The sequence below is a fragment of the Pseudoalteromonas sp. GB56 genome (assembly GCF_054923835.1).
On sequence record NZ_JBPCHK010000001.1, the window covers coordinates 439,050 to 459,504 of the forward strand.

Genomic DNA, 20,455 nt, shown 5'->3' on the forward strand with positions numbered 1-20,455 from the left:
ATTTGGCTGTTTCTTACGTTTATCTATGGGTGAGCCACTGAGGAGCCAACCCATGCAAGCAAACGAACTCAAAGCAGCCCTAGCAGACGACCAATACCGAGCCATTATTCTTAGTTATGCAGATGCAAATCATTACTTGGCTGGCGCGTTAGACCCGCAGGGAAACTACCACATTTTGGGCGATAGGCGTCAGCCCTTAAAGCCATTCAATTCCCTACGTGAGGCTGAACAGGCTTTGGCAAGCTTAGGCGCAACCCAAGCGCTACTAAAAATGCACTCTGCATACGAAGAGATAGGCCCGCATGATGGGTTAGTCGATCATACTTGTGATATGGAAATTCGTAGCTTGAGTTAACGTGCACATGTCCCGTCATTGTAAGCGACAATAGCAGCCAAATGTGTCGCTCACTAACAGCTTGCTGTTATAGCCTTTACCAAAATTGGCGATGACGGTGTCAACGATACCGTCGCTTATCGCACATGCTAGCCCAACTGAAAGGGGGCCTGCGTAGAGAATTTGCCTGTCGTCACTGAGTAGCAGCGCTGCTGGCACAGCAGGAAAAAAACGTGATATCCGTGAGGTGGAATCTAGCTCCATCACCTCCAGTCCCGCATTGCGTGCATCATTTAGCACCTTACGTCTATGCGTTTGGCTGACGTCATTGCATCGGCAATTTTGGTCAGATATTAGTAACAAAGTAGCTCGGCCGTGTTTTAGTGGTAAATTTGCATGGATTTTTTGAGGCCAGTCTGCGCCTTGAATTGTTTTTTCTGGATCAAATTCGATGGCGCGCTGTGTCGTCACCAACCACAACCCCCCTACGCAGCCAAGTAGCCAAAAGGCAGTTATATACAACCGTGCCGCTTTATTAATCTGCATGAACTGAAAAGCGAGCGATGTGTGATTTCATTTTGTCGACCGCAATAAGCATGTTGCTGATCTGTACATCAAGCTGCGCAATATTGTGTGCATCATGTTCGAAATCAGTCTTCATGTGATTACTGTAGGTAGCAATGTGCTGTGTATTCTCAGCTTGCAATGCAACAATATCATTGACGGCATCAGAGTCAGTGCGGATTTGCTCCATTGTTGTTGCTACCGACGTAATGGCACTGAGCACACTTGAGCTCAGAGATTCCACCGTGCTGACCTTGTCTATACATTCGCCCATTGAGCTCACTGAATTATTGCTATTACTTATTAGCTCTTTTAGCGTCGTCGCAATTTTGTCGGTTGCTTGTTTAGAGGTGTTTGCAAGCGCCCGAACTTCGTCTGCAACGACCGCAAACCCTCTGCCCTGTTCTCCTGCTCGCGCTGCTTCAATCGCTGCGTTGAGTGCCAGTAAGTTGGTTTGCTCAGCAATTGCATTAATATCATTGAGCAAATTGGAAATAAGCCCACAACTCGTATCGAGCTCTTTTACTTGTTGTTGGGTATGTTCCAACAAATCGCCTAGGGCGTGACTCTCTGAGTCCGTTTGTTGTACTTGCGACATAGCACCGCTTAATTCATCAGTAATGTGATTGTGCTGTGCGGCAACGCGGTCACTTTGGTCGTGAACTTGTGTAAAGCCATGGGCAACGCGTTCACCAGCGTGGGCTATTTGTTCATTCTGCTCACGTTTATGAGCGACCCGCTGAGTCAGATTTGTTTGCAGTTGGGCAAGTTCTTGAGCGCCGTTATGAAGCGTACTGTGTTCATTTTGTAGGGTTAGTAATGCACTGTTTACCGTATCTAATAGCACATTGAACTGTTGCAGTGCGCGACTTTTCTTGGCCTTCACTCGTACGGATAAATTCAACTTCATGGGGTCTTTGGCTATTTCATTCACTGCGTCTTCAAGTGCCTTGCCTCCTCGGTACTCCAGTTGCAGCATATACGCAATATAAGCCGCGATGGCAGCTTCCGCAGTGGCGTATACGGCATGAATAAGTACCGTGGAAAATGCCAGTCTATCAGGGTCAAAAACATAGACTTCAAGTTGATTGATTTGCATGAAATAAAAGCTCAAATGATGAGCTGCAACCAGTGCGAGGGCTGTGATAAAAATTTTCCAGTTAGTGAATACAATCAACATCGCCATGAGAATAAAGATCTCAAAATGCACTTCAATTAACCCAAAACTTTGATGGATATGCAGAAATGAAAACATCATCAATGCCGCAGCGCCAATGTGGTGTGTGAGTCTACTTTGCGGCGCTGTTTTGAGTAGGTAGATTGGGAGCGACGCTATGAGCAAGCCAATCAGTGTGCCCTGTGCAAGGTTGTCGTAATACAAACCAAGAGCAACAGACTCAATTAAAAGAACGACTAATAGAGATGAAATTAACGAGGACGGTTTTACCACTGAAGCACCTCACTTGAGCAAAATAGCTATGTATTTGAACTTAGTAAGAGTTCAGTCACATCGCAACTTCACAAACGTTAAACTAGGTGCCTTAATACGTGATTGTGCAAAGAGAGAATTAGTGTACCTTAACTTTCTTCAGGTAGGCCTATGTGAGCATGACCCAACTTGTAGTCAATCGTCAGCACAAAATGTTTGAGGATATCATAGCCAAGTAGACCTTCTGCCTTCACTGATTTTATGCGAGTGCCAGTAGTGGAAAATTGACTTTCTAAGTTCGCGATTTGTCCCTCTGCGGGAAAGCTCACCAACACATTTTCCAGTGTAAATGGCCCAAAAGTAAATTCCTCTATTCGCAGAGATTGTGTGGTGGCAAAGGAGTTGACCCCACGACTGAGGTTGGTACTGAATCCCTTTAATGTCTAACCAGCCAAGGTTGTCCGCGACCGAACGTTTAATCATTATGCCGCCGCTACTTCCCGTGTCTAATAGTAACCAAGCGCTACGTTCTTCACTTAATTTTACCCGTACGACAGGTCTTCCTGTACCACGTTGTGCACGCATTTTTATGTTTTCGACTTTCCCAAGATCTAGGCTGTCTCGGGTAATTAAGCGCATACGGCTGTTGGGATAGTCAAGTTGCACAATGAACTTATCGAAAAAGCCGGCTCCTAGTAGTAATCCGTTAGTATGAAAGCCCAGCTGTGCAGCAACTAATCCATCTATTTGAGTTTCGAAGCCAAATAAACTTACATTGACCTTGTTGTACGTCTTCTTGTCTTCAATTCCGTATACACCTTTGACTCGCGTTTTACCTGCCGCCACTAAGTCGAGTTTGTTCTTTAAAATAAAGGCGCTGTTGATGCCATGCACTTGTGCCCCCGTGTCGAGGATTGCTTGAGTTTCAATACCTTCTACAATGACAGGGATTTTTATATGGCCTCGATCTTGGCTAAACTGCACCCAGTTGGATATTGCAGCGTGTGCATGAAAATTAAATAAAATCAGGGTGATGAATAATAGAAAGCGCATAGTATTTACGTCCTTGTATACTAATTTATTACATTCAAAAGAGTACCCAAAATCTTCACTGATGTAAAAACAATCAAGTTATTACATAAAGTAGGAACACAAGTAGTTGAGATCCGCATAAAGTTTCGACTATACTGCTTATCTTTCGAATCGAAACTTATGTCTTTCAGATGACTAAACGTAATACCCAACAACGCCGCCATACTATCTTGTCTCAGGTTAATGAACAGGGCGAGGTGTCTGTTGAGGCCCTAGCTGAGCAATTGCAAACATCTGAAGTTACGATTCGAAAGGATTTGGCATCCCTTGAACAAAGTGGTCTCTTGTTACGCCGTTATGGTGGGGCTATTTCACTGCCGAGCGAAATCGTCGCTTCTGAAGAGCCACAAGATTCAGCGCGTAAAGTGGCCATCGCCAAAGCGGCAGCAAATCTGATTAAAGATCATCACCGCATTATCATTGATAGCGGTAGAACCACCGCGGCGATGATACCTGAACTTGCAACAAAGCGTGGTCTAGTGGTTATGACGAACGCCATCAATGTAGCCAGCCGCTTGTTGGCGCTCGAAAATGAACCAACATTATTGATGACCGGTGGCACATGGGATCCCCATTCAGAGTCGTTTCAAGGGCAAGTGGCTGAGCAGGTGCTGCGCTCTTATGACTTCGATACCTTGTTTATCGGCGCTGATGGCATCGATGTTGCCCGAGGAACAACGACCTTCAACGAGCTTATTGGCCTTAGCCAAGTAATGGCTGAAGCCGCTCGAGACGTGGTGGTGTTGGTTGAATCAGAAAAAATTGGCCGCCGAATCCCTAATTTAGAATTACCTTGGCAACGCGTGAGCACGCTTATCACCGACAACAACTTGGCTGCGCATTTGCGTCAAGAGATAGAAGCTCATGGCATTACAGTGATCTGTGCTGAGGCTAACGAATAACACTCGGCCGACAACACCGAGTAAAACTTAAGATTGAACACATACTGTGCAAATGGAGATTTTATGTGTGGAATAGTAGGGGCCGTTGCAGAACGCCCAGTAAACAAGATTTTAGTTGAAGGCTTAAAGCGCCTTGAATACCGTGGTTATGACTCGGCAGGTGTTGCGCTGTTGCAAGGCAGCACATTAAACAGTGTGAAATCTGTGGGTAAGGTGGCGGCGCTTGAAAGTGCATTAAATGAAGCAAATGTATCGGGCACAACAGGCATTGCGCACACTCGTTGGGCAACACACGGTGGTGTAACCGAAGCAAACGCGCACCCTCACCTATCAAACAGCGAATTAGCACTCGTTCACAACGGTATTATTGAAAACCACGCAAGCCTGCGTGAAGCGCTCAAAGGTGATGGCTACACTTTCCTGTCAGAAACCGATACAGAAGTGATGGTGCACCTAATCCACCAGCTTCGCCAACAACATGACTCGCTTTTACATGCAGTGCAAGCAGCGGTGAAGCAGCTTGAGGGTGCTTACGGTACGGTTGTATTTGATAAAGCGAACGACAATGAAATCGTGGTCGCCCGCTCGGGCAGCCCGCTTGTAATCGGCTTGGGTTTAGGTGAAAACTTCATTGCTTCTGACCAATTAGCTCTTTTACCTGTTACACGGAGCTTCATTTTCTTAGAAGAAGGTGATGTGGCACGTATTACCCGCGACAGCGTCGAAATTTTCGATGTAAATGGTCAGGCTGTTGAACGTGAAGTGGTTGAATCAAACATTACTCAAGATGCCTCGGGTAAAGGTGAATATCGCCATTACATGCTTAAAGAAATTTATGAGCAACCTATGGCGGTGCGCAACACGCTTGAAGGCCGTTTGCAAGATGACCGCGTTGCGGTAGATGCCTTTGGTGAGAGCGCCACGCAAATCTTCAAAGATGTGAAGCATGTGCAAATCATCGCCTGTGGTACGTCGTATCACTCAGGCATGGTAGCGCGCTACTGGCTTGAGCAATACGCAGGCGTGAGCTGTAATGTTGAGATTGCCTCTGAATTCCGTTACCGCGAATCTTTCGTGCATGAAAACAGCTTGCTTGTGACCATTTCACAATCAGGTGAAACTGCGGATACCTTAGCTGCCCTGCGTTTAGCGAAAGAGCAAGGTTATATGGCGTCAATGACCATCTGTAATGTACCGGGTTCGTCATTAGTACGTGAATCTGACTTGGCATTTATGACCAAAGCTGGCGCGGAAATCGGTGTGGCATCGACCAAAGCATTCACCACGCAACTTGTGGGTTTATTGATGCTAACCGCCTCAATTGCGCAAGAAAAAGGCCTTAACCAAGCTGAGATTGTTAATGCGATTAAGACGTTACCAAACAAACTAGAAGAAGCTTTGCAGCTCGCTAGCGGTATCGAGCACTTAGCGGAAGAGTTTGCCGATAAGCACCACTCACTGTTCCTTGGACGCGGTTCGCAATACCCAATCGCAATGGAAGGTGCGTTGAAACTTAAAGAAATCTCATACATTCACGCTGAAGCATACGCTGCAGGCGAATTGAAGCACGGCCCACTGGCACTGATTGACGCAGACATGCCTATCATCGTTGTTGCACCTAACAACGAGCTGTTAGAAAAGCTCAAATCGAATGTTGAAGAAGTGCGTGCTCGAGGCGGTATCATCTATGTATTCGCTGACAAAGACTCACACTTTGCATCTGATGAAACAATGCGTGTAATCAACGTTAATCACGTAGAGAACGTGATTGCGCCAGTTGTATATACAATCCCATTGCAACTGCTTTCATACTATGTAGCGGTAATTAAAGGCACGGACGTTGACCAACCTCGTAACCTAGCCAAATCGGTTACGGTGGAGTAAGTCCACAAAATAGAGAAGATGTCGGGGAAGAATGAAGTTTCATACCGATATTGATCAAAGAAGCCGACCTAGAGTCGGCTTCTTTATGTGTGATCATGCTGACAAAGAAGGATTACAATAGGCAAGCGATTTGGAATCCTTTTTTGCACACTACGTCAAAATTTATACTTACCATTGAGTGCTTAGAATGGGTCTTATCTATTTTTAATTAGTTGATTGTTGCTACATTAATTATGAAAAATACTATATTCAACGTTAAAAAAATTGATGCAGTAACCAACAATATCAGCGAAGCCTGACAGGCTTCCGTTAATTCTTCATCGTTGTGTTTCTTATATTCTTTATTGTAGAGATATTTAAAGAACAGCATGTTGTTCCTTGGGGTACTGTTCCAGAGCAGAGTAGGCCTTTCGATGCGCTCATAATCAGCATTGTACTTTTCCCTTAATTGTTTCATTAAATCTTGAAAAATATACAAATAAGCTACAACAACGACTACAAGAATAATGCTGATAAGTGCAAGTATTAAACTATTCATATTTAGCCTCCTTAATTTATTTGAACGTGACCCATAAACGGAAATCATGGTTTATTTTACAGCGCTAAATAAGGGCATAGTCTGTTAGATAGAGCCTATTAGAGTGGATGTCTTGTTTAACTCTTCTGTTTAACTAATTCAGGTAATTCTGATAATTCCAAGTTTGCACCACGCCGTCAGAGCTTAGCGTTACAAGATTGCCTTCCTTATTAACTGCGAGGCTGATTACGGTAGCGTTGGCTGTGTATCGTTTGATTTTCCATGAAACTATTTCTTCGCCTGACGTTGTGTTCCACATAGTCACAACATCTTTTGGGGAAGTAGTAAAAAGATATTGGCCTTGCTCAACGAATAGTCCATGACGAAAAAAACGAAATTGTTCAAAAAAGTCTAATTCAACTAGTTTGTTGCCATTGCGTTTATCTAATATCCAATTGGTTTGCAACGCATCAGAAACAAACATTTTATGAGATTCTTCATCTAAAATTAACGCGGTTATTCTAGAGCGAAAATTGTGCTGATAGCTAATTTGCCCATCTTGCGTTCGCCAATAAGCCAAGTTTTTGTCGGTTGAGCCAGATACTGCATATTCGCCATCATCTGTATATGCCAGTTTAGTAATCATTAAGGAGTGGTGGTCCAGCTTAAGCGCTTTGCCGGATGAAAAATCTCCAGATAGAACTGTCCCGTCAGTCATACCAACAAGAATTTGATTACCTCTGTCGCTGGCATAAAGCGCAGAGATGGTTGCACTCGCTTCAAACCCCAAAACGTCCCATGTATACTTAACAGAGCCATCTTGAATACTCAATACAGTGACGGTCCAAAGTCCGCCAACCACTAATACTTGTTTGTCTTTGGACAATACCAGTTGATTTATCTCGAAATCGAACTCTGAAAAATCCCAGCTTTGTAATTGTTTCTTCTTGTTTATATCCCAAATATTGATTTTTTGGTTTGAGGTTAGAACGGCGGCAAGTTGAGAATCCTCAGACAAAGATGCTGAGATTAAGCTGGCATCGACAATTCGATAAGATGAGTTTGATGTCATTTGTTTGACATCGGTACGGCCATCGCAGCCAATTAATAGTGCACTGTGTAACAACGTGATAAGGGTCAAGATAAGGCGTTTTGAAAGTGGTTTCATAATCGGCTCGGAAATTTAGAAAAATCACAATCGACTTTTATGATACATTTCATCGGCTTACTAAACTATTAAATAATGCTGTAGGTTAAAAAGAATAAATTGTTGTAAGCACCGGCTGTTAAGAGCGTGAGATCCTATCCAATATAATGCGATTACTATGAGTGCCTCCTTGTAATCGTGTCATGCTTTTAAATGTCTAAAAAGAGGCGCATTACGCGCCTTTTTTTTTGCCTATAAGGTCAGAAGTTTAGTGCTTTTCCTCTGCTTCTTGTGCCGCAACCTTAGCTTTAGCTTGTTCTAGCAAGGTTTGAATTTGCTGTTGGTTATAAGCCTTGCCACGGCTGAATACTGTGGCGATATCGCGGGTGTTGTTGATATCGTCCAGCGGATTGCTGTTTAACAGTAACAAGTCTGCTTTTTTACCTGGTGCCACCGCACCATATTGCGCTGATTTGCCCAACCATTTCGGCCCAGTGAGAACGGCGCTTTGTAAAGCTTGCAGTGGTGTCAACCCACCTTGCACGTATATGGCCAGTTCGTCATGCAGTGCTTTACCCGGGTAAATGTAAGAGTTGAGGTAACCTGTGTCGGTACCCGCCATGATGGTGACATTGGCTTGAGCCAGTAGCGGCAGTAAATCGCGGGTAGCAGCGAATCGCGCTTTGCGCTCGGTCACTTCATTTGGGTCAGCTGCTGCTTTTTGCTCAGCACGTTCCACTCGCCAGCTGTAGGTAGCCTTTAAACCTGGGCCTAGCAGTGCAAGTTCAGGGTCGCTTTGGTGGTTGTCTTCATCGATATGGGCAATGATTTGGCTGCCGATAAGCGTGGGCACAACGGCGGTGTCGTTTTCGGCCAGTACGCGGTATTTACTGAGCGCGACTTGCTCATCAAAGTTGGCGCGGATTATTGGCAATGCACTCCAATAACCTAACTCTCCGCTTTTCACTTTAGCGGAAATTTCCGCTTCGTTGCTGGCACCGGCTTTGAGTAGGTACGGCATGTGTTCAATACCATCTAGCCCAGCTTCTGAAACATCGGTAACAGACAGCGCAAAAGGAATATGGCCACTAATGGGTAAGCCGCGCTTTTTCACTTCTTTCACGGCTTTAAGATAAAGCTCTGGCGTCAGCGCGCTGTCTGTTATCTTAATAAAATCCACATTCATTGCTTGCAGCTGATCGAGTGCGGCATTCATTTCTTCTTCGGTCTCAACCTCGAGGTCACCAGCCCAAATCGACCCTTTCCCTTCAAGCTTGGGACCAGACGTGTACAGAGTCGGGCCAACAAGTGTGTTGTTGTTGATTTGTTCGCGCCACTGTAACACTGACTCACTGATATCTGCCGCGGCATCGCGCACTGTGGTTACGCCGTATGCGAGATACAATGGCAATAAGTCGCGGTTCTCTGTGATGAGTTTTTCGCCACCACCAAAGTGCACATGCATGTCCCATAAGCCAGGCATAACAAATTTATCAGTGCCATCGAGCGTGTTGAGCGCTTGGACATGCTCTGCGTTGTCGCCAACCCAAATAATCTCTTGCTCACGAATAGCGACGTATTGATCTGGGCGTACCTCGCCATTTTGCACATCAATGATATCGACCTCGGTGATAAGTGTGTCGGCGGTAATAGAATCTGGCGTATTCGAGCAGGCTGCCAAAATCAGCGAAGCGCTCAGCACAGGGAAAAGTTTAGTCATGTGTGTCTCCTCATTTTTTTCGAGACTACCAATGAAGTGTAGGTGCAGATACCGCGTTGCGGCCAAGTGCAAAAAGATGAGCTAAAGCGATTTTTCCAGAGGAAAAACTAGGAATAAAAGAGTATGCCAACATGGATCTCGATGAATGAGTAAGGTGACAACCGTATTACTGTTGGCTTATTTGCTTCTTTACAATCTTTGTGACGCGTGAATACGTAATTTGCGATAAATTCCAGTCGTACCCTGCTAGATCCGTGGTGTTAATCGACTGCACAATAACAGCATCAATATCTTGGTGATATTTCACATAGCTTTGATACCCCGGCAACAGGCCGCCATGCTCAAACTCATAAAGGGTAATGTAGATGTTTTGTGCTTTTGCATTTAATAGTTGGCCCGTACTCAACGCACGCACGAAGATGGCAACGTCTTTAACGGAGGCGAGCATTGAACCATAGTTATTAGATTTGATGTCTTGTTCGTAACCAACGTAATAACCGCTCATTACTGTGCTTAATTCGACATCGTTCAAGCTGGTAAATGTGTGCGTTAACCCTAAAGGATTCAGAATGTTAAGCCGTAAGTATTGATCAAAGCTTAGCTGTGAAACCTGCTCAATAACTTTCTTGAGAAAAAAGTAATTTGAATTTGAATATTCATAACTCGAATCAGGTTTAAAACGAGCTGGCCTATCTAAAATAAGGCTAAGCTTTTTTGCCGGCTCATGCATCGGTGTTTCCCAGTAGCCAGGTGTGTCGGTGTAATTGGGTAGTCCGCTTCGATGCTGAACCAACATTCTAATGGTGATTAAGTCTGAGAATTCAATGCGATGCTTAAAATCGGGGAAGAATTGAGTAAGAGGAGCATTTATGTCAAGGCGCTCCTGCGCTGCTAGTTGGGCAATTGCTGTTGCAACATATAGTTTTTCGATGCTGGCAATCTTAAATAAAAGATTTTCACTAGCCCTTGTTTGTAGATCCCTATCACTGTAGCCGGCAGTGAAGAAATGTGTTGTTGCAAGTGGTGAATCTACATACACAACAATGCCATCTGCACCCCGCTCAACGGCGCTTTCTAACTCCTGATCAAGGGACTCTGGTAGCGGTGCAAGCCAGGTAAAGACAAGAATCCATGGTACGAAGAACAGCGAAATAACCGTGCTAATTAGTAAGCTTATTCTAATAACGAACTTGGTACGTGGAGTCATAGTGATGCATCGTCTGGTTGGTGATGTAACCCCCTATAATGCCTACTCAGTCTGTGGCTGAAAAGGTATTATTTAATTCTGTTTGAGTCACTCACATTAGAGATGATGACTGCTACCATCTTATTGGATATATGAAGCAAAGCGTGTAGATGCCTCGTTTTATTTTTTTGCGTTAATTGCTGCTGGCATCAAGCGTTGTATCGTCTAGGTTCTCTAATGGATATGGGTATCTGCCTGAATCAATTAGCTCTTGTCGTTTCTCGTCAATTGACACATCATCGGGCGGTAAAAGAAAGTCGCCGTTTGACATCATGATTCGACGTTGTTTCACCCTAACAGGGGTGCGCTCTGGATTACTTTGCGTGGGTAGATACTTTCGATGGGCATGATTAATTGTGGTAAATTCCTCTTGCGTTATGAGGTTGTCAGGCACGGTTCGCAGCAATCTCACATTAAACACATCACCATTTGAGTCAATTTCATAGTCAAACTCAACAATGTTTAAATGACCTCCTGCGGCCAACTTTTGAAGTATCATTCGCCTCGCGGCATTTTTAGTTCTGACTCTTTCTGGAATTGGCTGCCAATAATCGAAGGCTGCCATATAACCCACATCAACAATAGGTTGGGCATAATAAGGTTCATCTGGCACTGATTGACAGGCACTTAAGGCGTAGAGTGCGCCAAGGAGTAGGGCTTTTTTGATCATATTATTTTTATTATTTATCGTTTTGGGTGGAATATGCATCGCCAATTATTAGCAATGCATACAAGGCTTCTAGGTGACGATTAACTGCATTCGGCTTGAGACTGTTTTAAGCACATTTCTACCACTTCACTGCGACTGGCCACCTCTTCAAGGCAGTAGTCAAGGCGCATAGTGAGCTCGATTTCTTGCTCTTGTTCAGGCCATTGCCAATCGCGTAATAGTTGCTTGGTCGCTTGTCTCAAAGCGCGTGAATAGCGTTTTGGATCGGTAGCTTGGATATCGAAATCTTTGGCCATGCCGCTTTGTGAAATCGTAAAGCGTGTTATCGCGCAGCCTTTGCCCTCTACATTTAATAACTCTAGCGGGTAAGCACGATTAGGAATACTCTGTAAACGCAGCCAGTTTCCCTGCGGGTCTAAAATTTGAGCCTGAATATCGCCAGTTGGGCGTTTGTCAGAGATGTCGGTATTGTTTGCTTGCGCAGTGGCGGCTGCCACCATCAATGCGCACCATAGAATCTTTTTCATACACTTCCTTGTTATTTTGTGTGACAAGTTACTTAACCATAAAGACTACACGGCACTAACTCAAGCCTAAAAATTGTACCAAAGTGTCTGCTCGGTTTTTCCATAACACTTGATGTTGAAACGAATTTAGTATTTAAAATAGGGAATTAATGATACTGCGCAAAGCAAAATCATTTTCTTCTACTAGCATTAGTAGAGACACCAAAATAAAAGCAACAAAAGGAAAACAATATGCGCATAAATCAAGCAATGGTTGATGAAATGGAATTGCTGGCAAAATTTCCACGAGCCAGCCACATGCAAGGGATCAAAGTGCATAGCGACGCTGACGACGCGATGCGTGAAGCGGCCATGCGTTTGTTTGAAAAAGGCATCACCGACAGCCCCGATGGCGGCTACTTAACTGATCTCAGGTCTCGACCTCGTTACCCATCTCGATACACTGCATTCAGCACTTCGATAACGCTTTCTCGGGGGCAATTTTTATTAATTGCCTCAATTAATTTTCTACAAAGGCTTGCCTTGGAGTTAACTCCAAGGTTTATGCTGTATGAAATTCACATCTTTCTTTGAGGCGACGATGAATTTCACACAAGCCATTCAAATCCCAGTGCTACGAGAACTTGTAAAAGCTCGCCAAGCAAGGCAATTAGGGTTGTCGGCGGTACAATTCAGCCATTATGAAAATGCGCATGTGCTTGGGCAGGAATCTACTTACTGGCACACCTACACACATTGGCTGATGCTGTGTTGGGGCTGGCAGCACAGGGTTTATCCTGAGGTTGCTGGGCAGATTTTACGAATTGTGGGTGCTGTCACTAAAACTGCAATCGGTTTATTACCGCACGGCAATACAGGGGGGGCTAACGTGAGCCCATTCAAACCTATGACACTTTCTTGTGCACACAAGCGCGCTATCTTGAGCGCTAAGCGCAAGATGGTTAGAGAGCGATAAATAGTTTGGTGAACAAAGTAAAAGCGAGCAAAAGTAATAGCCAATTCATCACCTTAACAAACTTTTTTGTGTCAAAGCGCTGCTGAATACGCACTCCTAACCAATTGCCTGCAATAGCGATGGGGGTAAATGCCAAGGCGGTCAGCAATATATCCAAAGTAAAGAAGCCTTGAGAGACAAATGCTACCAACTTAATGGCATTCATAAATGCGAATAACGCCGCAGCGGTTGCAACATAGTGCAATGGTTTCAAATGCTTGGCACTAAAATACATGATGAGAGGCGGGCCGCCAGCATGCACTAAGGTGCTGGCAATGCCTGAAAGCAAGGCCATCGCTCTGGCGCCCCAATTGCTTGCCAATAAGGGGTATTGAGCATTGCCTAAGAACAAGCTGCGAACAGCAAATAAGATACTAAAGGTGGCGATTGCCGCGGTGAGCATGGTGGGCGAGAGAACCGTTATAAACCACTGGGCGACGACGACCCCAATAAAAATGCCCGGCATGAGCAAGCGTACCAGTTCAGATCGCCATTGGCGCCAATAGCTTCTGAGGCTAAACACATCAGCAATAATCAGAATGGGTAACATCAAGGCGATAGCATCAATGGCAGGCATCACCAGCAGTAACAGGGGTACTGCAAATACCCCTAAGGCACCGGCAAATCCCGACTTGGATATGCCGGTAAGTAATACCACAAGGGCTATTACTGCAATGGTAGTAAGCGTCATTATGCTAGCTCAAACCATAATGCGATAAGAGGTTCACTTGCGTGCAATGTTACAACCTCATTTGAGTCAATAGCAAAAGCATCGCCACTGCTAAACGTTGCATCTGCAGCTTCAGCTGAGCCAGAAATGATATGCAAATATCCAGTCCCGGGTGCCACTTTAAGATCAACCGTTTGGCCAGGCTCCAGCACAATGCGCGAGAGCGTTGCATCTTGGTTGATGCTCAGCGTACCTTCTTCACCCGATGGCGTAACCAGTGGCGTTATTACTCCTCGCTGAGCAATTGAAAGCTGTTCATAGCTTGGGGTAATACCACGGAACTTCGGCTGAATCCATATTTGCAAAAAATGCGCAGCTTCTTCAGTCGAAGCATTGTATTCACTGTGCATAATGCCACTGCCAGCGCTCATGCGTTGCACGTCACCAGCTTTAACAACAAACTCATTGCCGCGGCTGTCTTTGTGTTTCAGCGCGCCGCTTAACACGACCGAGATAATTTCCATATCGCGGTGGCCATGGGTGTCAAAGCCTTTACCCGGCTGTACTTTGTCTTCATTGATCACACGTAATGTCGACACACCCATATGTTTGGGGTCGTAATAATGGCCAAATGAAAAACTATGTTGGCTGTGCAACCAACCCAAGTCCACGGTGCCACGTTCGTTTGCTCTGCGAATATATTTCATGATTTAGCTCCTAGGGTCTGTTGACCTTTGAAGTATGAATTTTGTTCAAATCAAAGGCTTTCAATGCAAGGAATGGGTTATGTTGCATAGTGAACTATGTTAATAGCCCATGACAACGCAGTGTAAGCCTTTGGTTGAACCCTTTGGGCAGCGCCATTGGGGTATTTTTTCGGCGTTATCACCTGACTTACATAGAATGACTATGTGACGCAGGCTCTGCCTTGCCAAAATACCCCGATGACTGCAGCAAAAACACACAGCAAAGGTCAACAGACCCTATTAATCGATGAAACAAGTTTAATAGCCTGCAAGGTAGAACAAAATGAGTAAAAAAAGGACATAACATTCCATTGAAACGAATGAATCTGCGTACTTTTACACCCGGCTACGTAGCTCACCCAATAAAGCACGCGCCGCTGGACCAAGGTTATCACCATCTTTAAATAATAAATAAAGCGGATGGGCGCGCTGCCCTCCCGACACTAGCGGCAGTGGTTTGAGTGACCCAAGATTCACGTGCTCAGCAATGGCATGTTTGGGTAACCAAGCGAAGCCAAGACCGTTGGCAATCATATCGATGGAGGTATTGATTTGGCTCACTGTCCAACGTTGATCAGCCCCTAACCAGCCTGCATCTTGCTTGTCTTGTTGTGCCGAGTCGCGGATGACAATTTGCCGATGGGCCTTTAAATCCTCTGGTGTGAGTTCGCGTCCCATGTGATGCAGTGCATGCTGTGGATGAGCTACCGCAATAAACTCTATGCTACACAGTTGCTCGCTGAATCCTTCTCCTGAAAAGGGCGAAATAGCGAGTTCAACTTGGTTTTTAGTCAGTAACTCATTAGCGCCTTTGAGCACAGACTCAATGAGTTCTATGCGCAGCAGAGGATACTGTGCGCTGGTGGCATCGAGCACATCGTAAAGAAGCGTTTTTGGCAGCGTTTGGTCTATTGCAATACGCAGTTGTGTTTCTACACCTTCCCCTAGCGTGTTACCAATGGCTTCTATTTTTGCGGCTTCTTCTAATAAGTACTCTGCTCGGCGCAACATCATTTCGCCAGCTTCAGTTAGATGAGTTCGCCTACCTTCAACATGGAACAACTTCACCCCTAAAGAGGATTCAATTTTGGCCACCGCGCTGTGAATACTGGATTGGCTTTTGTGCACGCCTTGCGCGGCTTGGTTAAATCCACCGTATTCAACAACGGCACGGAACATGCGCCATTGTTCTAACGTGATGCGTAGCATGGGACTTCCTCAAATCGATGTGATGACAACAGTGTACTCTTTGCGCCTTGAGTGGCAAAGAAACGCAAAAAAGCGACCTCATTGTTGAGGCCGCTTTATGTATTTGTATAGCTTAGGCTTTGTTACGGCTTAGTAGCCATTGGTCAAGGCTAAACTTGCCTGCGCCTGATGCTGCTAGGGCTAGGAAACCACCCGCAATGGCGATGTTTTTGTAGAACATTAAAAACTGAGTTTGGTCGTCCAATTGGAAGTGGAACACCAGGGCGCTTACGACGCTGAATCCAGCAAAAGCAAGCGCCGTTAAGCGGGTAAACAAACCGGCGATAATCATGATGCCGCCGAGTACTTCAAGCAGGATCACCAAAGGTAATAACATGCTGGGTACGCCAACCGACGCCATGTATTGTGCGGTTGCATCGTAGTATTCAATTTTGCTTAAGCCTGTTAGTACAAACAGTGCGCTTAAACCAAAGCGAGCAAATAGCGCGCTGATGTTAGAAAGAGTGTCGTTGCTAGAAATTACGTTAGTTAAGTTCATTTTCATTTCCTCAATTAGGTTGCTGTTTCGCTGACAAGGAAATAGTAGTATCAATTTAAAAGAATAAAAATTAGTAAAAATCGCACTTATCATTCTCTAAAAAAGAATGATAAGTAATGATTGTCGTCCTTGTAGAATGAGTTTAGTTGCAGCTATGCAGTTACCGGCCTTCTTGCTCGATAAAAATCTTGCTCGCTTGTGTGCGATTACTGACACCCAATTTCGCAAAAATGGCGGAAATATGATTCTTGACCGTCTTTTCTGAGATATTCAACGCTGACGCTATTTGTTTGTTGGCATCGCCATTCGCCATCAAATGCAGCACCTTAAACTGTGACGGGGTAAGGCTTGCGAGTAGCTCGTAATGCTTTTGCTGTGATGAAGGTATTGAAGCAGCGCTAAACGGGGTTGGGAATTGGTAATCACCCGCAAAAATACGCGTCAGGCTCGAAACCAAATCATTAATGTCTACCGACTTTGACAAAAACTCGGATGCACCTGCTTGTAAGCACTCTTGGCGCACATCTTGGCTATCATGGGCGCTCAACACCACAATGGGCAACTCCGGATAAGTTTGGCGTAGGAAGTAGATACCGCTGGCGCCGGTGGCACCAGGCATGTTCAGATCCATAATGACTAAATCAAGCTCACCATCATCTTCTTGCAGTTTGGAAAAGAGCGCGAGATAGCTGTCGGCGCTTTCAATGTAGGTGTCGTGTAGGCGGTTAAGCAATGCGCCTTTGAGGCCAGCTAAAAAAAGCGGGTGATCATCGGCAATCAGAATTTTATTCATTGTTTGGTCCGTCTCCAAGCTGCTGGATAAGCCATGATAAGCGGCTGTATTTTATTGGCTTATTTAAAAATCGATAACCAAAGTTTAGTTTTATTTGGTCTCTCACGCGGATGTCTTCCGACATGATGATGATGTTATTTTGCGACAGTGAGAAGCGCTCCGCCAGTTGCTCTGCGATGTCGCTACCCGATGATCCATTATCGAGGTGATAGTCACTGATAATGAGTTCTGGTTTCGGACCATTGTAAGCCAATGCCTGTTCGCTACTAAGTGCAACTTCGGGTTTTAAGCCTCTTCGCTCAACCATATTGGCGACATCATTGGCGTAATTCGGGTCGTCATCAATGATCAGCACGGTTCTGGACGCCAATGCCGCCACGGCGCTGTCTTGGCGCTGGCTATTGTTTGGTATTGTCAGCGTAAATGTGCAGCCTGAAGAAGAGTTTTCTAGTTGTATAGACAACTGCAGTATGGTGCAAATATGGTGCACTATGGTGAGTCCTAAGCCGCTTCCTGCATAGCTTCCTGTGCCGCGCACAAAGCTGTTAAATACTTTCTCTTTCAGTGCTTCATCAATGCCCGTTCCAGAGTCTTTAATCGCAAGCGTATAGTGATCGTCAGCCGCACAGAGAATCACATCTATGTGGCCGTTCTCTGGGGTGTTTTTTATGGCATTGTCGATAAGGTTATTAATTACCCGAGCCAGTAAAAATGGGTCGATATGCACCCACGCGTCAGCTATATCAGTTTTGAGCGCCAAGCTCTGTGCTTTGCGATTGGCCATGTCGCTAAAGCGTTGCAAGCTTTGCGTGATGAGAGCGCACAGTTCCACATCTGAGTTCGCAGGCTTCACCATGTTGGCGTCAAACTTGGATAGGCTCACAATTGAGTCAACGAGCTGATCAAGCAAGGTAATTTCGCCTAAGATTGCGTCGCTGTTAGGGCTGTGAGCAGGCAGAGTATCGAGTAACTTCAAGCGAATCGCATTCAATGGCGCCCGTAAATCGTGACTGGCAGAGGCAATGAAGCGGGTCTTGTCCAAGTTGGCTTTAACCGCAATTTGTTGTTGTTCTTTGTACAACTGAGTTTTGGCTTCAACTTGCTGAGCCAGTTCTTGCGCGTAGGACTTTTGCTCTTGGTGTTTGAGCTCTGAAACCGCTAATTCAGCGTTTTTCAAGCGCAGTTTAAAGGCAAACCCAAGCGCCACGGCAATAAATGTCAGTGTAACGTAGATAGCTATCATTGACGGGCGCAAGTAAAAGGGCGGTTGTACGTGAAAATAAGATTCAACGTACGCTTTTTGTGCGCCATCATAGCCAATGACTTTGGCTTGAATCACGTACTTACCGGGCTTGGGCTTGATTAATGTCACATAGCGAGAGCGACTGGGTAGCCATTGCGACGATTTTGAGTGCGTGCCTTGCAATCGATACAGCAACAGATCACCTTCGGCGGGAGGGAGTGATGTACTCATCGCAAATTCGATGACGCTGGGGTCAATGATTTCAATACCATCTTGTAATGGCGATGACTCACCATCAATGCTGAGATTGGTGAGCGTTAACTCGGACTGTATGTTGTGACGATTTAAGCTATCTGGGTCCACCAACAGCAGGTCTTCGCTATTGGCAAAGAAGATTGATTGGCCTACTCGGCCACAATAATCTGTGGCTGGAATAGCGCCCAAACCATTGGCGCCAGTGTAGCTATGCAGCTTTTTCGTGGTTGGATCATAGGCACTGACACCATGGCGAGAGCTTATCCAAATGCGCTGTTTGGCATCTTCGGTAATACAATTCGCTGATGGGATAAATCCACCCTGTGACAATTGCAGTGGTGCCATTTGTGCCAGTGGATCGGTGGTATCTAAGGTATAAACGCCCTCATCGAGCGTGGTGATCCACAGCTGTTCAAGGCTGTCTAAGAACAAACTGGTTACCGCTTGAGCGCCTTCAAGGGGGCGCAGTGTTGAATCATCACCTTGGCCTATTTGCGCAAGTGAGAGACTCATCACGCCGTGTCGTTGACTGGAAAGATAGAGCTGACCGTTGGCATAGACTGTATCGATGACGGAAGCAAGTTCCAATGGATAACTTTGCTCAGTGTGCAGTGCACCCTCTTGCATGCGTGCAATGTGTAGGTATTTATCATCAACCAACACGAACAAGTCGAGAGGTGGTATATAAGCCGAGTATGTAAGGGGGGCATTGTCATCTGGGCGAGAGCTGAGCGTATAGGACGCATACTCGTCATTAAAAATTGCGATTTCACTAAAGTTTTTTACCGCATTTGCATGCCCAGGAAAATAGCGCAAATTTGGCGTTGCAAGGTGGCTTTTTTGCGAGCGCCAACCGAGCGTATCGGAAAATCGTAGTTGCTGGTTGGGCGTTAAAATGACCAATTCATTGTTGTCGATAAATTGCGTCAGAATTGGTGGCGTAAACTCGGCAACGTGCTCGCCAAGAGATTGAAACTCATAAGCCAATGGAGATATATGGTAAAAGCCGTTGGTAGTGCCAATAAATAACTCTTTATTCGCGCCAATATGCGCAGATAAAGCCATGCTAGCTTGGCGGTAACTGTCATTAACGCTGGTGGGGAGGATATGCTGCATGGGCATTGCTGAGGCGCTGTCCAAAATCACCATACCACGTTGAGTTACTGCATAAATATGCTCTGCCTTTACCTCTAGGCTTGAGATCATATTGGAAGGCAGGGTGTTTGTTTGCTCGCTTAAATGTGTTTTTAGGCGATTTTGTTTATCGTAAACATAGATACCCTTGTTAAAAATGCTGATCCACACATTTTGGTTAGTTAAATCAACGGTGAGCGCGCGTATATCTTCCTTACCGCGTGCTAAGTTTTCTAAGTTGAAAAGGCGATGTTTACCTGATTGCCAATTGTAAAGAACCAAGCCGTTGGTGGTCATTAACAAGATGTGGGCTTGGTCATATCGCGCGAATGAATTGACTTGCACGCCCTCGTACAATTCGCTGGAAACAACGCGTGCGGTTTTATGTGAAAGTTCTAGCCTTACAAGTTGCCTATTGCTGATGACATACGCTAACGAATCATCAATAAACAGCATATTCGTGACGCGCTGAAGGATGCCGTTTGGATCAGGAAAGGGCGATGCTTTGAGGCTTCTTGGGTCAACGAGTTCGATACCTCCAAGCCCTAATAGCCATACATATTGATCTCTGGCGTGAATTTGTGTCACGGGATTAAATCGGATCCCCTGTCCTTTTTGAGCACTTTTTTTGAGTTGAACGACACCTAAGCCGTCGACAATGCTTACCCCTCCTGGACCCGCTAACCATAATCGTCCAAAGGCGTCTTTTTCAATGTCGTAAACGCTGTTGTGGGTGAGGCCTTTGGTGGAATCCCAATGAGTTGCATAGGGAGTGAGTTGCTCAATTCCTTGAACATTGCATACCCAAAATAAACATAAAAACAGTAGGCGCGACAACATA

At 45.3% G+C, this 20,455-nt stretch carries 19 protein-coding genes and 1 pseudogene; 5 read left to right on the forward strand and 15 right to left on the reverse strand.

Annotation, left to right across the window (positions count from 1 at the left end):
- The first annotated feature begins 52 nt into the window (after positions 1 to 52).
- A complete protein-coding gene (locus ACH19P_RS02050) occupies positions 53 to 355 on the forward strand; it encodes a DUF6482 family protein (RefSeq protein WP_462156863.1) in 303 nt (100 codons plus the stop codon).
- Between the two features lie 15 nt (positions 356 to 370).
- Here ACH19P_RS02050 and ACH19P_RS02055 read toward each other — a convergent pair whose 3' ends face one another.
- The 3 genes from ACH19P_RS02055 to ACH19P_RS02065 all read right to left on the reverse strand — a co-directional run bounded on the left by ACH19P_RS02055 (position 371) and on the right by ACH19P_RS02065 (position 3,380).
- The gene (locus ACH19P_RS02055; RefSeq protein WP_462156864.1) at positions 371 to 805 is read right to left on the reverse strand and encodes a DUF6436 domain-containing protein; all 435 of its coding nucleotides are present in this window, start codon (positions 803 to 805) and stop codon (positions 371 to 373) included.
- A 64-nt stretch (positions 806 to 869) separates the two neighbouring features.
- A complete protein-coding gene (locus ACH19P_RS02060) occupies positions 870 to 2,348 on the reverse strand; it encodes a methyl-accepting chemotaxis protein (RefSeq protein WP_462156865.1) in 1,479 nt (492 codons plus the stop codon).
- Between the two features lie 204 nt (positions 2,349 to 2,552).
- The gene (locus ACH19P_RS02065; protein ID WP_462156866.1) at positions 2,553 to 3,380 is read right to left on the reverse strand and encodes a pepsin/retropepsin-like aspartic protease family protein; all 828 of its coding nucleotides are present in this window, start codon (positions 3,378 to 3,380) and stop codon (positions 2,553 to 2,555) included.
- A 170-nt stretch (positions 3,381 to 3,550) separates the two neighbouring features.
- On the opposite strand from ACH19P_RS02065, the gene ACH19P_RS02070 reads away from it, so the two are divergent.
- On the forward strand, positions 3,551 to 4,321 hold the full coding sequence (locus ACH19P_RS02070) for a DeoR/GlpR family DNA-binding transcription regulator (protein WP_462156867.1): 771 nt from the start codon (positions 3,551 to 3,553) through the stop codon (positions 4,319 to 4,321).
- 63 nt (positions 4,322 to 4,384) lie between these two features.
- Positions 4,385 to 6,205, forward strand: coding sequence for a glutamine--fructose-6-phosphate transaminase (isomerizing) (gene glmS / locus ACH19P_RS02075; protein ID WP_462156868.1), 1,821 nt, complete (start codon positions 4,385 to 4,387; stop codon positions 6,203 to 6,205).
- 208 nt (positions 6,206 to 6,413) lie between these two features.
- Here glmS and ACH19P_RS02080 read toward each other — a convergent pair whose 3' ends face one another.
- From ACH19P_RS02080 to ACH19P_RS02105, 6 genes are all read right to left on the reverse strand, one after another.
- Complete coding sequence (locus ACH19P_RS02080) at positions 6,414 to 6,743, reverse strand: hypothetical protein (protein WP_462156869.1); 330 nt, start codon at positions 6,741 to 6,743, stop codon at positions 6,414 to 6,416.
- A gap of 133 nt (positions 6,744 to 6,876) precedes the next feature.
- Entirely contained in the window at positions 6,877 to 7,890 is a 1,014-nt protein-coding gene (locus ACH19P_RS02085) for a WD40 repeat domain-containing protein (RefSeq protein ID WP_462156870.1), read from the reverse strand.
- Between the two features lie 247 nt (positions 7,891 to 8,137).
- Complete coding sequence (locus ACH19P_RS02090) at positions 8,138 to 9,589, reverse strand: amidohydrolase family protein (protein ID WP_462156871.1); 1,452 nt, start codon at positions 9,587 to 9,589, stop codon at positions 8,138 to 8,140.
- A gap of 166 nt (positions 9,590 to 9,755) precedes the next feature.
- A complete protein-coding gene (locus tag ACH19P_RS02095; RefSeq protein ID WP_462156872.1) occupies positions 9,756 to 10,796 on the reverse strand; it encodes a serine hydrolase domain-containing protein in 1,041 nt (346 codons plus the stop codon).
- Positions 10,797 to 10,968: 172 nt separating this feature from the next.
- Positions 10,969 to 11,505, reverse strand: a complete 537-nt coding sequence (locus ACH19P_RS02100) for a hypothetical protein (RefSeq protein ID WP_462156873.1) — start codon at positions 11,503 to 11,505, stop codon at positions 10,969 to 10,971.
- Between the two features lie 80 nt (positions 11,506 to 11,585).
- Entirely contained in the window at positions 11,586 to 12,032 is a 447-nt protein-coding gene (locus tag ACH19P_RS02105; protein WP_462156874.1) for a hypothetical protein, read from the reverse strand.
- Positions 12,033 to 12,263: 231 nt separating this feature from the next.
- On the opposite strand from ACH19P_RS02105, the pseudogene ACH19P_RS02110 reads away from it, so the two are divergent.
- Positions 12,264 to 12,495, forward strand: a pseudogene (locus ACH19P_RS02110) (TIGR02647 family protein).
- A gap of 87 nt (positions 12,496 to 12,582) precedes the next feature.
- The gene (locus ACH19P_RS02115) at positions 12,583 to 12,987 is read left to right on the forward strand and encodes a DUF3703 domain-containing protein (protein ID WP_462156876.1); all 405 of its coding nucleotides are present in this window, start codon (positions 12,583 to 12,585) and stop codon (positions 12,985 to 12,987) included.
- Here the strand turns inward: ACH19P_RS02115 and ACH19P_RS02120 are convergent.
- From ACH19P_RS02120 to ACH19P_RS02145, 6 genes are all read right to left on the reverse strand, one after another.
- The gene (locus ACH19P_RS02120; RefSeq protein WP_462156877.1) at positions 12,974 to 13,717 is read right to left on the reverse strand and encodes a sulfite exporter TauE/SafE family protein; all 744 of its coding nucleotides are present in this window, start codon (positions 13,715 to 13,717) and stop codon (positions 12,974 to 12,976) included. The genes ACH19P_RS02115 and ACH19P_RS02120 overlap by 14 nt on opposite strands.
- Positions 13,717 to 14,403, reverse strand: coding sequence for a pirin family protein (locus tag ACH19P_RS02125; RefSeq protein ID WP_462156878.1), 687 nt, complete (start codon positions 14,401 to 14,403; stop codon positions 13,717 to 13,719). The genes ACH19P_RS02120 and ACH19P_RS02125 overlap by 1 nt, the downstream gene beginning before the upstream one ends.
- Before the next feature lie 375 nt (positions 14,404 to 14,778).
- Positions 14,779 to 15,651 (reverse strand): LysR family transcriptional regulator, encoded by an 873-nt coding sequence (locus ACH19P_RS02130; protein WP_462156879.1) that lies wholly within the window; start codon positions 15,649 to 15,651, stop codon positions 14,779 to 14,781.
- A 112-nt stretch (positions 15,652 to 15,763) separates the two neighbouring features.
- Positions 15,764 to 16,189 (reverse strand): DoxX family protein, encoded by a 426-nt coding sequence (locus ACH19P_RS02135; RefSeq protein WP_462156880.1) that lies wholly within the window; start codon positions 16,187 to 16,189, stop codon positions 15,764 to 15,766.
- 160 nt (positions 16,190 to 16,349) lie between these two features.
- Complete coding sequence (locus ACH19P_RS02140) at positions 16,350 to 16,982, reverse strand: response regulator transcription factor (protein ID WP_462156881.1); 633 nt, start codon at positions 16,980 to 16,982, stop codon at positions 16,350 to 16,352.
- Positions 16,975 to 20,454, reverse strand: a complete 3,480-nt coding sequence (locus tag ACH19P_RS02145; RefSeq protein WP_462156882.1) for a hybrid sensor histidine kinase/response regulator — start codon at positions 20,452 to 20,454, stop codon at positions 16,975 to 16,977. Before ACH19P_RS02145 ends, ACH19P_RS02140 begins: the two co-directional genes overlap by 8 nt.
- Between the last annotated feature and the right edge of the window lies 1 nt (position 20,455).